The sequence below is a fragment of the Thalassovita mangrovi genome (genome assembly GCF_009857745.1).
Classification (GTDB): Bacteria; Pseudomonadota; Alphaproteobacteria; order Rhodobacterales; family Rhodobacteraceae; genus Thalassobius; species Thalassobius mangrovi.
This window is the reverse complement of record NZ_WWEN01000003.1, coordinates 22,189-35,944: the sequence shown is the minus strand read 5'-3', so window position 1 is coordinate 35,944 and position 13,756 is coordinate 22,189. Positions and strand designations below refer to the sequence as shown.

At 65.0% G+C, this 13,756-nt stretch carries 12 protein-coding genes; 8 read left to right on the top strand and 4 right to left on the bottom strand.

Annotated features, from left to right (window positions below):
* Positions 1 to 133: 133 nt before the first annotated feature.
* From GR167_RS06750 to GR167_RS06735, 4 genes are all read left to right on the top strand, one after another.
* Positions 134 to 670 carry a TIGR00645 family protein gene (locus GR167_RS06750; RefSeq protein WP_160972709.1) on the top strand — a complete coding sequence of 179 codons (537 nt, stop codon included), beginning with the start codon at positions 134 to 136 and terminating at the stop codon, positions 668 to 670.
* A 118-nt stretch (positions 671 to 788) separates the two neighbouring features.
* Positions 789 to 1,874, top strand: coding sequence for a histidinol-phosphate transaminase (hisC, locus tag GR167_RS06745; protein ID WP_160972708.1), 1,086 nt, complete (start codon positions 789 to 791; stop codon positions 1,872 to 1,874).
* The gene (locus GR167_RS06740) at positions 1,871 to 2,788 is read left to right on the top strand and encodes a prephenate/arogenate dehydrogenase family protein (protein ID WP_160972707.1); all 918 of its coding nucleotides are present in this window, start codon (positions 1,871 to 1,873) and stop codon (positions 2,786 to 2,788) included. Before hisC ends, GR167_RS06740 begins: the two co-directional genes overlap by 4 nt.
* Positions 2,785 to 3,567, top strand: coding sequence for an extensin-like domain-containing protein (locus GR167_RS06735; RefSeq protein ID WP_160972706.1), 783 nt, complete (start codon positions 2,785 to 2,787; stop codon positions 3,565 to 3,567). Before GR167_RS06740 ends, GR167_RS06735 begins: the two co-directional genes overlap by 4 nt.
* A gap of 99 nt (positions 3,568 to 3,666) precedes the next feature.
* Here the strand turns inward: GR167_RS06735 and GR167_RS06730 are convergent, their stop codons facing one another.
* Entirely contained in the window at positions 3,667 to 4,665 is a 999-nt protein-coding gene (locus tag GR167_RS06730; RefSeq protein ID WP_370741260.1) for a DUF2125 domain-containing protein, read from the bottom strand.
* 66 nt (positions 4,666 to 4,731) lie between these two features.
* Between GR167_RS06730 and GR167_RS06725 the strand changes: the two genes are divergently transcribed.
* From GR167_RS06725 to GR167_RS06715, 3 genes are all read left to right on the top strand, one after another.
* Entirely contained in the window at positions 4,732 to 5,262 is a 531-nt protein-coding gene (locus GR167_RS06725; RefSeq protein ID WP_212769875.1) for a gamma-glutamylcyclotransferase, read from the top strand.
* A 68-nt stretch (positions 5,263 to 5,330) separates the two neighbouring features.
* Positions 5,331 to 6,542, top strand: a complete 1,212-nt coding sequence (locus GR167_RS06720) for a biopolymer transporter ExbB (protein WP_160972705.1) — start codon at positions 5,331 to 5,333, stop codon at positions 6,540 to 6,542.
* 2 nt (positions 6,543 to 6,544) lie between these two features.
* Positions 6,545 to 8,368: a peptidoglycan -binding protein gene (locus tag GR167_RS06715; RefSeq protein WP_160972704.1), complete on the top strand. Its 1,824-nt coding sequence runs from the start codon at positions 6,545 to 6,547 to the stop codon at positions 8,366 to 8,368.
* Between the two features lie 151 nt (positions 8,369 to 8,519).
* On the opposite strand, the gene GR167_RS06710 is transcribed toward GR167_RS06715, so the two are convergent.
* The 3 genes from GR167_RS06710 to gloB all read right to left on the bottom strand — a co-directional run bounded on the left by GR167_RS06710 (position 8,520) and on the right by gloB (position 12,748).
* Entirely contained in the window at positions 8,520 to 9,479 is a 960-nt protein-coding gene (locus tag GR167_RS06710) for a M23 family metallopeptidase (RefSeq protein ID WP_160972703.1), read from the bottom strand.
* Complete coding sequence (gene clpA, locus GR167_RS06705; protein WP_160972702.1) at positions 9,479 to 11,809, bottom strand: ATP-dependent Clp protease ATP-binding subunit ClpA; 2,331 nt, start codon at positions 11,807 to 11,809, stop codon at positions 9,479 to 9,481. The genes GR167_RS06710 and clpA overlap by 1 nt, the downstream gene beginning before the upstream one ends.
* 171 nt (positions 11,810 to 11,980) lie before the next feature.
* On the bottom strand, positions 11,981 to 12,748 hold the full coding sequence (gene gloB, locus GR167_RS06700) for a hydroxyacylglutathione hydrolase (protein ID WP_160972701.1): 768 nt from the start codon (positions 12,746 to 12,748) through the stop codon (positions 11,981 to 11,983).
* A 61-nt stretch (positions 12,749 to 12,809) separates the two neighbouring features.
* Between gloB and GR167_RS06695 the strand changes: the two genes are divergently transcribed.
* Entirely contained in the window at positions 12,810 to 13,556 is a 747-nt protein-coding gene (locus tag GR167_RS06695) for a methyltransferase domain-containing protein (RefSeq protein ID WP_160972700.1), read from the top strand.
* The last annotated feature ends 200 nt before the right edge of the window (positions 13,557 to 13,756 follow it).

Sequence of the window (13,756 nt, the reverse complement as noted above, 5' to 3'; positions counted from 1 at the left end):
TTCGCAAGTTTCGGAAAACCCGCCGCACGAAGCCTCGTGTGGCGGGTTTTTCTATGCGCAGTTGGTCGCATTGGCGCAAGGCGCCGCCCGGACTAGCAAGCCGTTATTGAGTTGAGCAGAGTGGAGAAAACACATGTCGCAGAAACCTGCGTTGGAACGGAAATTCGAACAGGGGTTGTTCGCCTCGCGCTGGCTGATGGCGCCGATGTATCTGGGGCTTGCGGTGTCGCTGGCGATGCTGACCGTCATCTTCGTGCGCGAACTGGCCTATTACGTGCCGCAGGTCCTGACCATGAGCGTCGACAAGTCGATCCTGGTGGTGCTGACGCTGATCGACCTGACGCTGGCGGCGAACCTTTTGCTGATCGTGCTGTTCTCGGGCTATGAAAACTTCGTCTCCAAGCTCGATATCGGCGATACGGTGGACCGGCCCAGCTGGATGGGCACCGTCGATTTCGGCGGGCTGAAGATGAAGCTGATCGCCTCGATCGTCGCGATCTCGGGAATTCACCTGCTGAAGCGGTTCATGGAAATCGGTCAGGCGTCCGCCGAAGAGGTGTTCGGCGACCGTGAACTGACCTGGCTGGTGACCATTCACCTGGTCTTCGTGGCCTCGGGTGTGCTGATGGCGGCGATGGATTGGCTGTCGGCACGGTCGAAGAAGGCCTGAGGGCATGGCAGTTCGGCAACGCCTTTAAAATGAGACGCGCCCGGCGTGCTCGCCGGGCGGTTTCGATCTTCCCCTTTCCGAAGCGGCTTTGGTATGGAAAGCCGAAGGAGACACGAACATGACCAAGATCACGCCCCAGCCCGGCATCATGGAAATCGCGCTTTACGTCGGTGGTGCGGCCCATGTCGAAGGCGTGTCCGATGTTGTGAAGCTCAGCTCGAACGAAAACCCGTTCGGGCCCAGCCCCGCCGCGATCGAGGCTGCCCGCCGCGCGACCTATGAACTGCATCGCTATCCGGCGACCGACCATGCCGGGCTGCGCGCGGCAATCGGCGAAGCCCACGGCATCGATCCCGATCAGGTGATTTGCGGCGTGGGATCGGACGAGGTGCTGCAATTCGTCACCCAGTCCTATGCCGGACCGGGCGACGAGGTGATCTATACCGAACACGGGTTTTCCATGTACCCGATCCTGGCCCATGCCTGCGGTGCAACCCCGGTGATGGTGGCGGAAAAGGACCGGGTGGTGGATGTCGACGCGATCCTGGCGGCCTGCACTGACAAGACCCGGATCGTGTTCATCGCCAACCCGGCCAACCCGACCGGCACGATGATCGATCTGGACGACTGCGCGCGGCTGGCCGACGGGCTGCCGGAGCAGGCGTTGCTGGTTCTGGACGGCGCCTATGCCGAGTTTGAACTGGGCTATGACGGCGGCGCGTCGCTGGTGGCGAGCCGCTCAAACGTGATCATGACCCGCACCTTTTCCAAGATCTATGGCTTGGGCGGGTTGCGGATCGGCTGGGGCTATGCGCCGCGCGACATCATCGATGTGCTGAACCGGGTGCGCCAGCCCTTCAACCTGTCCACCGTGCAGCTGGCCGCCGCCGAGGCAGCGCTGCGCGACACCGCCTATACCGAAAAATGCCGGGCGGAAAACGCGCGGCTGCGGTCCTGGCTGATCGGGGCGCTGGAAAAACACGGCGTGGCGGCGGACGAATCGCACACCAATTTCATCCTGGCACGGTTCGCCGATCAGGGCGAGGCCGATGCCTGCGACGCCTATCTGAAATCCCAGGGGCTGATCGTGCGCAAGGTGGCCGGTTACGGGTTGCCCAATTGCCTGCGCATCACCATCGGCGATGAACCTTCCTGCCGCCGCGTGGCCCATGCCATCGGGCAGTTCAAGGAGGGCGGGGCATGACCCCGATCTACGACCGCGTGGCGCTGATCGGACTGGGGCTGATTGCCAGTTCGATGTTCTGGGCGATGAAACGCGCGGGCGTGGCGGGGGAAGTGACGGGCTATGCCCGGTCAGAGGAAACCCGCGACACCGCCCGCCGGATCGGGCTGTGCGACAAGGTCTGCGACAGCGCGATCGAGGCGGTGCAGGATGCCGATCTGGTGGTGCTTTGCGTGCCGGTTGGCGCGATGGGGGCGGTCGCCGCCGAAATCGCGCCGCATCTGAAACCGGGCGCCACTGTCAGCGACGTGGGATCGGTGAAGAAATCGGTGATCGAGGCGGTTGGCCCGCATATCCCCGAGGGAGTGCATTTCGTGCCCGCCCACCCGATGGCGGGGACCGAACATTCCGGCCCCGAATCCGGTTTCGCCACCCTGTTCGACAACCGCTGGTGCCTGATCGTGCCCAACGGTGCCGACGAAGAGGCGACCGCAAGGCTGGAACGGTTCTGGCAGGCGCTTGGCGCCAATTGCGAACGGATGGAGGTCGAACACCACGATCTGGTCTGCGCCGTGGTCAGCCATATCCCGCACCTCATCGCCTATACGATGGTGGGCGTGGCCGACGACCTGAGCCGGGTGTCGGACCAGGAAGTCATCAAGTATTCCGCCGCCGGGTTTCGCGATTTCACCCGGATCGCCGCTTCGGACCCGACCATGTGGCGCGACGTGTTCCTGACCAACAAGGACGCGACGCTGGAAATCCTCGGCCGCTTCACCGAGGAACTGTTCGCGCTGCAGCGGGCGATCCGCACCGGCGACGGCGACGAATTGTTCGATTATTTTACCCGCACCCGGGCGATCCGCCGTGGTATCATCGAAGCGGGGCAGGATACCGAAGCCCCGGATTTCGGCAGGGTGCAGGCGAAAGAATGAAACGGATCGTGGCGTTCCTCATCGGCGTGACACTGGCCCAAGCGGCCGCTGCCAACCCGCCGGGAACGTCGCTGCGTCCGGTGGCCCGGGGCGATCTGGCGCAGGCGATCATCGCCGACGTCACCCCGCGCGTGTTGGGCGTGCAGCCGCAAACGGAACAAAAAGACCGCAAGGGGCTTCTGCAATTGCTGCGGCCCAGAACCCGGGACGACAGCGGATTCAGCGACGCGATCCAGTCGCGCAAGGACCGCCGCCGCGGCACGGTCTGCAACGATCCCAAGCTGGTCGGCGAACCGGTCGGATACGTGCCGGGCAAGCTGTCCGGGTGCGGCGTGCAGGAGGCGATCCGCCTGCGGCAAGTGTCCGGCGTGGCGCTCAGCCAGCCGGCGGTGACGGATTGCACCACCGCCAAGGCGTTGAAGACATGGGTGGAAAAGGGCGTGATGCCCGCCGTCGGGCGGCATGGCGGCGGCGTGGCGGAGCTGCGGGTGATGGCCAGCTATTCCTGCCGCACCCGTAACAACCGCAAGGGCGCGCGGATTTCCGAACACGGCAAGGGCCGGGCCATCGATATCGGCGGAGTGACGCTGAAGAATGGCAAGGAAATCTCGGTCCTGAAGGACTGGGGCAAGCGCAAGCCGGGCCGGATATTGCGCAAGATGCACAAGGCGGCCTGCGGTCCCTTCGGCACGGTTCTGAGCCCAGAAAGCGACCGCTATCACCGCGATCATTTCCATTTCGACACCGCGCGCTATCGCAGCGGGCCCTATTGCCGCTAGGCTGCGGAGGGCAGGTTTTCGGGCCGTTTGGGGAGCGGGTCGCGGGCGCGCGCCCGCGAATGTCGCCCGCGCGCGCGGGCGATGCCGTCAGGGCGGTTCTTAACGCAGCCGCAGCAGTGGCGCCGCGCCGATCGGCACCGGGCCGAGGAAGACGAGGTCGCGGCGGAAATCCAGCGGGATGTCGAGCGTCTTGGGATTGCCCGCCAGCCCGGCGATCAGGTTCAGCCCGCTTTCCAGCTGATCGGCGAAACCCTGCGAAATCGCCTCTGCGGCCACCGCCATGTTCAGCATCTCGCGCCAGTTGCGCGCCTTGACGGTCAGGCGGCCCTTGGGGCGGCCCTGATCGTCGATGTCCAGTTCCCCGGCCAGCGCCAGTTCCAGATCGCCCCATTTCGCCTCGGCCAGCTTGACGTCGATGCGGCGCGGCTGCGGGCGGCTTTGCTCGATCGCGCTCAGGTCCCAGGGTCGGTCGAAACCGACCTGAAGATCGGCGCTGAAGGCCGACAGGGTGCGGGGCAGCCCGTCGCTCTGTACAAGGGTACGGAACCGCGACGACGGCGCCAGGTCGTCGGCGGCCAGCGCGACGCGATACAGCGCGGTCTCGCCCACCTGCCGTTGCACGGCGGCGTGCAGGGCGGTCATCGTGGTGGCGTCATGGCCGCGCTGCGCGATCTGCAGCGTGTCGGCCACCAGGTTGGCGCGGTTCAGCGTCAGGTTGGATTTGGGATCGGTCACCAGGCTGGCCTGCATCCGGGCGCTGCTGAGGTCGAACTTGTCGCCCGGCGTCGCGATCAGCTGCTGATCGGGCCAGATCGCGATGACATGGTTGGGTTTGTAGCTGAGCCGGAACACCTGGAAAAACGGCGCCTGCCAGGCCCATCCGGTCGTCGGATCGGCCAGCACCAGATCGGTGAAGGTGGTGTCGAACCGGTTGGGAAAACCGCGCACCGCCAGGTCGGAATAGTCGGCCGACCAGCCCTCGGCCCGGCGCGCGTCGAACCAGTCGCTATAGTCCGATTTGACCCCGCGCGACCCGACCACCCAATAGCCGGCCCAGAGCCCGGCCGCGACCAGGATGGCAATCAACAACCGTTTCACCCGCGCACCCCTTTTCCTTCTGCACGGTCTGGTGTTTACAAGGGACAGGGTGAAAGGACCAGCGGCATGACGATGTGGGTTTTCGGATATGGGTCATTGCTTTGGAACCCGGGTTTCGACCCGGCCGAACGCGTGCTGGCGCGGCTGCCCGGATATCACCGCAGTTTCTGCATGTGGTCGATCCACCATCGCGGCACCGAGGAAGAACCGGGCCTGGTCCTGGCGCTGGACGAGGCCGAGGCGGTGCATTGCAACGGGCTGGCCTTGGCGGTGTATCCCGAGCAGGAGACCCGCGTGCTGGACTACCTGCGCGAACGCGAGTTGATCAGTTCGGCCTACTTGGAAAAACAGCTGCAGATCGATCTTGCAGATGGCCGCCGGGTCGAGGCGGTGACCTATGTCATCGATCCCGGCCACGTGCAGTATTGCGGCGGCATGGCGCTTGAGGATCAGGCCCGGGTGATCGCCCGCGCCCATGGCGGGCGTGGCCCGAATGCCGAATATCTGTACAACACCGCCACCCATTTGCACGAGCTGGGAATTCGTGATCCCGAATTGGACTGGCTGAGCGAGCGGGTACGCGGTATCCGCGCATAAGTCCTTGGCTTCAAGGGTTTCCCGGACTAAGGTTCCGGCAACCAAAACAAAGCCGGGGATCTGTCCGAATGGTACAGACGGACCGCGAGGCGGAGCCGCAATTTTCACCACCTGTCCGCCAGATTCTGCTGATGCTTCTGGTGCTTGGCCTGAGCGGCTTCGTCGTCGTCCTGGCGCTGCCGCGGATCCTGCCGGTGTTCGAGGCCAACCCCTATCTCAACGGGTTCATCCTGTTCGTCTTCGCGATGGGGGTCATCGCCTGTTTCTGGCAGATGGTGCAGCTGTTCAGTTCGGTCCGCTGGATCGAAAACTTCGTTTCCGGCGATACCGAACAGGAATACCTGCGCGCGCCGCGGCTGCTGGCGCCGCTGGCGACGCTGCTGCGCAGCCGCAACGCGCAGATGCAGATCAGTTCCTCCTCGACCCAGTCGATCCTTGAATCGGTCGCCACCCGGATCGACGAGGCGCGCGAAATCACCCGCTATATCGTCAACCTGCTGATCTTCCTGGGGCTTTTGGGCACGTTTTACGGTCTGGCCACCACGGTACCCGCGCTGGTCGACACCATTCGCAGCCTGGCCCCGGCCGAGGGCGAAAGCGGCGTCGAAACCTTCGGCCGGCTGATGAGCGGGCTTGACGCGCAGCTCAGCGGCATGGGCGTCGCGTTTGGCTCGTCCCTGCTGGGTCTGGCCGGGTCGCTGGTGGTGGGGCTGCTGGAACTGCTGGCCGGACATGGCCAGAACCGGTTCTACCGCGAATTGGAAGAATGGCTGTCCTCGATCACCCGGCTGGGCTTTTCCTCGGGCGAAACCGATGGCGGCGGCGAATTTTCCGCCGCGACGCAGATCCTCGATCACATGCTGGAACAGATGGACCGGATGCGGCAGCTGTTCGAGCATTCCGAAGCGGGCCGTGCCAGCGTCGACGACAAACTGAGCAGCCTGGCCGTCTCCATCGAACGGCTGACCGACCGGCTGGCGGGCAACCGCCCGGTGAACGATGCGCTGGAGCGGGTGGCCGAGGGGCAGGAACGGCTGGTTGAGGTGCTTGGCGAGCGCGAGGTCGGCGAAGGCATGGATGCCGAAAGCCGGATGCGGCTGCGCTCGATCGACGTGCAATTGCTGCGCATCCTCGAAGAAATCAGCGCCGGGCGGCAGGAAACCATGGCCGAGCTGCGGATGGACATCGCCTCTCTGACCCGGTTGGTGGCCCAGGGCCGCATCGCCGAGGCCGACCTTCCCACCCTGCGTAGCGCCCGGACCCGGGACAGGGAGGGCTGATCATGGCCCTGTCGCGCCGCACCGGGCAGCGTTTCCAAAGCTCGATCTGGCCCGGTTTCGTGGATGCGATGACCGGCCTTCTGCTGGTGCTGATGTTCGTGCTGACCATCTTCATGGTGGTGCAGTTCGTGCTGCGCGAAACGATCTCGGGACAGGAAAGCAAGCTCGACGCGCTGTCGGCCGAGGTGGCGGCGCTGGCCGATGCCCTGGGGCTGGAAAAGCGGCGCAGCGCGGAACTGACCGAACGGGTGGGCGAGCTCGACGCGACGCTGGCGGCGGCACGACAACAGGCGGATGCGCGCGAGGCGCTGATCGCATCGCTGACCGCGGAACGCGACAGCACGGCGGCGGCGCTGGACGCGGCCAATCTGAAGATCACCGATTTCGAGGCGCAGGTCGCGTCACTCCTGGCGCAGCGCGACGAGGCCCTGGGCGCTGTCGCGTCTCTGGAACAGGAACGCGCCGGGCTGATCGATGAGCGCGAGGCGCTGAACCTCGCCCTGGCGCAGGCGCGCGACGAAATCGACGCGGGTGCCGAAGCCGCCCGTCTGGCCGCCGCGAAACGCGAAGCGCTGGAGGCGCTGATCGCCGACCTGCAGGCTCAGAATGCCGAGGCCCAGACCGCCAATGCAGGATTGACTGCGCGGGTAGGGGAGCTGGAAGACGCGCTCAGCGAGGAGGAAAAGGCCCGCCTTGCCGAGGCCGCTGCGGCCGAGGCGCTGCGCGAGAAGCTGCAAAACGCGGATGCGGAACTGACCGCGATGACGCTGGCGTTGGAGGAACAGCGCCGCAAGGCCGAGGAGACCCTGACGCTGCTGGCCGCCGCCGATGTGGCCAGCAAGGACCTGACCGCGAAACTCGCGACGGCATTGGCCCGGGCGGAGGGTGGCGAACAGGCGATTGCCGACCTGCGCACCAGGCTGAGCGAGGCCGAGGCGGCGCTGGCCACGGATAAGGAAACCCTGCAACAGCGTCTGGCCGAGGCGCTGGCGGCGAAGCTGGCCGCCGAACAGGCGGCCGGCGAAAACCTGAGCGAGGCCGAGCGGCAGGCGGCGCTGGCGGCGGCAGCCAACGAGGCGCTGTCGCAGGAAAAGGCCATCTCGACCGAGGCGCAGCGCCAGCAGGCCCTGCTGAACCAGCAAATCGCGGCGCTCCGGACCCAGTTGGGCAGCCTCCAGGCGCTGCTGGACGATTACAAGGAACGCGATGTCTCGGCCAAGGTGCGGATCGAATCCCTGGGCTCCGACCTGAACGCGGCGCTGGCCCGTGCGGCGGCCGAGGAACGCAAACGGCGGCAGCTGGAAGAGGCCGAAAGGCTGCGGTTGGAAGAGGAAAAGCAGCGGCTCGAGGCCGAAAAGAAGGACCTGGAGAATTACCGCAGCGAATTTTTCGGCCGGATGCGCGAATTGTTGGGCGACCGCGAAGGGGTCCGCATCGTCGGCGACCGTTTCGTGTTCTCGTCCGAGGTCCTGTTCGCTTCGGGCAGCGCCGACCTGTCCGAAGGGGGCGCGGCGCAGATCGCCAATGTGGCCTCGATCCTGCGCGACATCTCGGCCGATATTCCGAAAGAAATCGATTGGATCATCCGGGTCGACGGCCATACCGACGACCGGCCGATCTGGCCGGGGGCGGAATTCGCCGACAACTGGGAACTCAGCCAGGCGCGGGCGCTGTCGGTGGTGCGCTTCATGGTGCAGAACCTCGGCATCCCGCCCGAACGGCTGAGCGCCAATGGGTTCGGCCAGTACCAGCCGGTCAACACCGACGATACAGATGAGGCCCGGGCGCAGAACCGCCGGATCGAGCTGAAGCTGACCGAGCGGTAGAGCGCCCTCCGGCATCGCGGCATGCCTGCGCCACGCCGGACACGCGGCGATTTCCCGTTTCATCTTGGCTGAAATACCTCGGGGGTTTGGGGGCTGGCCCCCAAGCCCGGCGCGCGAGCGCCGGGTTCCCTCCGCGTTCAAAACCGGGTCTTCACTCCACCGTCACATGGGCAAAGCGATGCGCGATCACCGCGCCGTCGCGGCTCAGCAGCGCCTCGCCCTGATAGGCGCCCTTCGGCCATCCCCCGGCGGGAGCCTTGCGGCCGATGGCGCGCATCACGGCGCGTTGCGGATCGTCGAGCGGGATTTGCTGGCGGAACACTTCGCCCTGCGGCCCCGTCGCCCAAAGCGTCAGGAGATCGCCCGGTTCGGCATCGCCCGCCAGCGTGTAGACGACCAGCGGCGCGTCTGCCTTCGCGTCCTCCAGCCGGGCCGCGCCAGAGCGCACCGCCTGCATCGAGGGCACCTTGTCGGCAAAGCCCGCGGTCAGCAGCCCGGTGCGATCATATTCCGCCGGGTCGGCCCACAGCGTTTCCACCGGATCGCCGCAGCTTTCGCCTGCCTCCGCACTGGCATCGAAGGGATCGATGATCTTGCCGTCCTTGATGACCTGGAAATGCAAATGCGGGTGGTTGGTCTGCCCAGAAAGCCCGACCAGCCCCAATGGGTCGCCCGGTTGCAGTACGTCGCCCGGTTTCACCGAAATCGCCCCTAGTTTCATGTGGCAGTACAGCGTTTGCCAGCCGTCGCCATGGGTCATCAGCACCGCGTTGCCGCAGGCGTTTTGCGACGTGACCCCGCGCATCAGGCGGTCGTCGGCCATGCTGTCGCGGATGCGCTCGACCCGGCCGAAGGCGGCGGCGCGGACGGTGACGCCGGTGTCGATTTCGTCGAAGGACAGCAGCGCGATATCGGTGCCCTTATGGGCGTCCCGGGTTTTGATGCCGCAGGCGAAATCGCGGATTTCGCCGGTGTCCGCGTCGTGATCGACGTAATCCTCGATATAGCAATCGTCGCCCAGGGTGCAGTCGACCGGCCACTGAAAAAGCGGCGCCCCCGCAGCGGATGTCGCTGCGAGGGCGAGGGCCAGAATAATCGGGCCGGGTTTCATCAGTCCGCGGTCAGCAGCGGCGGCTTGTCGCCGGACAGCCGGGGCTGGCCGGGGCCTTCGATGCGCAGCTCGATCTCGCCGTTCTTGACGCCGACCTTGACCAGGCCGCCCTTGGCCAGCTTGCCGAACAGCAATTCCTCGGCCAGCGGCTTCTTGATGTGTTCCTGGATCACGCGGCCCAGCGGGCGGGCGCCCATCTTGTCGTCGTAACCCTTGTCGGCCAGCCATTCGGCGGCGGGCTTGGTCAGTTCGATATGCACGTTGCGGTCCAGCAACTGGGCCTCGAGCTGCAGCACGAATTTTTCGACGATCTGCAGGATCACGTCCTTCGGCAGCGGCGCGAAGCTGACCACCGCGTCCAGACGGTTGCGGAATTCCGGCGTGAAGGTGCGTTCGATTGCCGCCGTATCCTCGCCGGTCCGGCGGTCGCGGCCGAACCCGATGGCGGCCTTGGCCTGTTCCGCGGCGCCCGCGTTCGAGGTCATGATCAGGATCACGTTGCGGAAATCCACCGTGCGGCCGTTATGGTCGGTCAGCTTGCCGTGATCCATCACCTGCAGCAGGATGTTGTAGACATCCGGGTGCGCCTTTTCGATCTCGTCAAGCAGCAGCACGCAATGCGGGTGCTGGTCGACGCCGTCGGTCAGCATGCCGCCCTGGTCGAAACCGACATAGCCCGGAGGCGCGCCGATCAGGCGGGATACCGCGTGTTTCTCCATGTATTCCGACATGTCGAAGCGCAGCAGTTCCACGCCCAGCTGATCGGCCAGTTGTTTCGCCACCTCGGTCTTGCCGACGCCGGTCGGGCCCGCGAACAGGTAGTTGCCGATCGGCTTTTCCGGTTCGCGCAGCCCGGCGCGGGCCAGCTTGATCGCGCTCGCCAGCGCTTCGATGGCCTTGTCCTGGCCGAACACCACGCGCTTGAGCGATTTTTCCAGGTCTTTCAGAACCTCGGCATCGTCCTTCGACACGTTCTTCGGGGGGATGCGGGCGATCTTCGCGACCACTTCCTCGATTTCCTTGACGCCGATGGTCTTGCGACGCTTGGATTCGGCGACCAGGTGCTGCGCCGCGCCGGCTTCGTCGATCACGTCGATCGCCTTGTCGGGCAGTTTGCGGTCGTTGATATAGCGCGCCGACAGGTCAACCGCCGCCTTGATCGCGTCATTGGTGAACTTGATGCCGTGGTGATCTTCGAAATAGGGTTTCAGGCCCTTGAGGATCTTCACCGCGTCTTCCACCGACGGTTCGTTCACGTCGATTTTCTGGAACCGGCGCGACAGCGCGCGGTCCTTTTCGAAATGCTGGCGGAATTCCTTGTAGGTGGTCGACCCCATGCAGCGCAGCTTGCCGCCCTGCAGCGCGGGTTTCAGCAGGTTGGACGCATCCATCGCGCCGCCCGAGGTGGCGCCTGCGCCGATCACGGTGTGAATCTCGTCGATGAACAACACCGCGTCGGGGTGTTCTTCCAGCTCGGTCATCACCGCCTTCAGCCGTTCCTCGAAATCGCCGCGGTAACGGGTGCCGGCCAGCAGCGCGCCCATGTCGAGCGAATAGATGGTGGTATGGGCCAGGACCTCGGGCGTTTCGCCGGCGACGATCTTGCGCGCCAGGCCCTCGGCGATGGCGGTCTTGCCGACGCCCGGGTCACCGACCAGCAGCGGGTTGTTCTTGCGGCGGCGGCACAGCACCTGGATGCAGCGATCCACCTCGTGCTGGCGGCCGATCAGCGGGTCGATATCGCCCTGCTGCGACTTCACATTCAGGTTGACGCAATACTTGCCGAGCGCCGATTCCTTGGGATCGATGGTTTCCGGCCCGGTGCTTTGCGGGCCTTCGTCCTCGGCATCGTCCGATCCGGTGATCGGGCGGGTTTCGCCATAGGACGGATCCTTGGCCACGCCATGGGCGATGAAGTTGACCGCGTCATAGCGGGTCATGTCCTGTTCTTGCAGGAAATAGGCGGCGTTCGATTCGCGCTCGGCGAAGATCGCGACCAGCACGTTGGCGCCGGTCACTTCGGTGCGGCCCGAGCTCTGGACATGGATCGCGGCGCGCTGGATCACCCGCTGGAAGGCGGCGGTGGGCACCGCTTCGGACCCGTCGATTTCGGTGACCAGGTTGGACAGGTCGTCATCGACGAATTCGATCAGGGTGCCGCGCAGTTCCTCGGTATCCACCGAACAGGCCTTGAGAACGCGCAGGGCATCGGGCTCGTCGATCAGGGCGAGAAGCAGATGTTCCAGCGTGGCGAATTCGTGCTTGCGCGCATTGGCCAGGGCCAGCGCGGCATGAATTGCCTGTTCCAGCGTATTCGAGAATGAAGGCACGGCAGTGCTCCTTCCATAGTTGGGTCGAAAAAATCGAAGCCTGTAACCTACAACGTCCGTCCGACCATCACCTGTTAGGATTAAAGTTTGGTCGATATGGCGGCGGCTTCAAGTGTTTTCTACCGGTGTAACCTCACAAAACGTCCGTTTGCCGATCCGCTGGGCGTGCGCTCAGAAACTATCCTTGCGCTTCCTGATCTCGGCGAAGACTGAAGAAGGTTGTGCATCGATCATGCCAACCGAGGCCTTCACCTTGGGATCGTTGCAGCGCAGGAAAGGATTGGTCGCCAGTTCCTCCGATAACAGACTGGGGACCGTTGCCTTGCCTTCTGCACGCGCCTTTTGGACCTGCTCTATACGAGAGATAAGCGCCGGATTGTCGGGATCAATGGTCAGCGCGAATTTCCCGTTCGATTGGGTGTATTCGTGACCCGAGCAGATCAGCGTATCGGCGGGCAGGGCGGCCAGTTTCGACAGGCTGTCGAACATCTGGTCCGGGGTGCCCTCGAACAGCCGACCGCAACCCAAAGCCATCAGGCTGTCGGCGGTGAAGGCCAGTTTGCTGTCGGCGAAATAGAACGCGATATGGCCGACCGTGTGGCCCGACACGTCGATCACCTGCACCGGCTCGCCGCCGATCCTCAGCGTGTCGCCCTCGGCCACCGCGATGTCGAGCGGCGGCAAGCGGTGCGCGTCGGCCTCCGCCCCGATCACCTTCGCGGGGTGATCCTTCAGCAGGTCGGCCACCCCATCGATGTGGTCCCAGTGGTGATGGGTCAGCAGGATATGGCTGAGCGTCCAGCCCCGTTCCTTCAGCGCGGCGGAAATCGGCCCGGCCTCGGGCACGTCGATCACGGCGGTTTCGCCGCTTTCGGCGTCATGCACCAGATAGGCGTAATTGTCCTTGAGACAGGGGATGGTGACAAGCTCAAGGGGCATGGCGTTTCTTCCTTCGACTGCTATTCTGTCCCTACAGTGGCGGATCGAGGGACCGGCTGCAATGCATCTTGATGTGCAGGACCTGCGCAATTTCTATTATCGCAGCACGTTGGGCCGTGCGGCGCAGAAAGCCGTGCGCGATCAGGTGCTGAAGATATGGCCCGAGGCTCATAACCAGACCGTGGTGGGGTTCGGTTTCGCCGTGCCGCTGCTGCGCCCTTACCTGAACGAAGCGCGGCGGGTGACCGCCCTGATGCCCGGGCCGCAGGGAGTGATGCCCTGGCCTGCCGGGATGCCCAACCTATCGGTGCTCTGCGAAGAAGTGTCCTGGCCGATCGAGACGGGCCATGTCGACAAGCTGGTGCTGATGCACGGGCTGGAAACCAGCGAACAGCCCACCGCCGTTCTGGACGAATGTTTCCGGGTGCTGGGGCCGGGCGGCAAGGCGCTGTTCATCGTGCCCAACCGCGCCGGCCTGTGGTCGCGCAGCGACGCGACGCCCTTCGGTTTCGGCCGCCCTTATACGCTGAGCCAGCTGGAAACCCAGCTCAAGCGGCACCACTTCATGCCCGAACGCAACGAAACCGCGCTGTACCAGCCACCGTCGCCGCGCCGGTTCTGGCGCAAGACCGGCGATATGCTGGAACGGATGGGCCATTCCTTTTCGGTGGTGGTGTCCGGCGGGGTGATCATGGTCGAGGTGTCCAAGCGCGTCCACGCCCCCAGCGGGCCGGGGTTGCGCGAGGCGGTCAAGAAACCGCTGTCGATCCTGTCGCCCAGCCCGGCGAAGGAACCGAAACCGGTCTAGGCGCGGGCGATGTTCCCATGGCCGGGGCCTCGGCGCGTTCTGGGGTCGGTTCGGCGAAATGCGGCCCAGTCGCCAATTTGTGATTTGCCCCCTGCGGGAGGTAGAACGATACCGTCCGGCGGCATTGAAACGGCCCCGCATCGGCGCGGATCGATCCCGATAGCGATAACAGTTTTTGACGGATTTGCCGCCATCTCGGG

Coding starts and splice junctions, on each gene's coding strand:
- GR167_RS06750 (WP_160972709.1), top strand. CDS start 134: ATGTCGCAGAAACCTGCGTTGGAACGGAAATTCGAACAGGGGTTGTTC.
- hisC (WP_160972708.1), top strand. CDS start 789: ATGACCAAGATCACGCCCCAGCCCGGCATCATGGAAATCGCGCTTTAC.
- GR167_RS06740 (WP_160972707.1), top strand. CDS start 1,871: ATGACCCCGATCTACGACCGCGTGGCGCTGATCGGACTGGGGCTGATT.
- GR167_RS06735 (WP_160972706.1), top strand. CDS start 2,785: ATGAAACGGATCGTGGCGTTCCTCATCGGCGTGACACTGGCCCAAGCG.
- GR167_RS06725 (WP_212769875.1), top strand. CDS start 4,732: ATGACGATGTGGGTTTTCGGATATGGGTCATTGCTTTGGAACCCGGGT.
- GR167_RS06720 (WP_160972705.1), top strand. CDS start 5,331: ATGGTACAGACGGACCGCGAGGCGGAGCCGCAATTTTCACCACCTGTC.
- GR167_RS06715 (WP_160972704.1), top strand. CDS start 6,545: ATGGCCCTGTCGCGCCGCACCGGGCAGCGTTTCCAAAGCTCGATCTGG.
- GR167_RS06710 (WP_160972703.1), bottom strand. CDS start 9,479: ATGAAACCCGGCCCGATTATTCTGGCCCTCGCCCTCGCAGCGACATCC.
- gloB (WP_160972701.1), bottom strand. CDS start 12,748: ATGCCCCTTGAGCTTGTCACCATCCCCTGTCTCAAGGACAATTACGCC.
- GR167_RS06695 (WP_160972700.1), top strand. CDS start 12,810: ATGCATCTTGATGTGCAGGACCTGCGCAATTTCTATTATCGCAGCACG.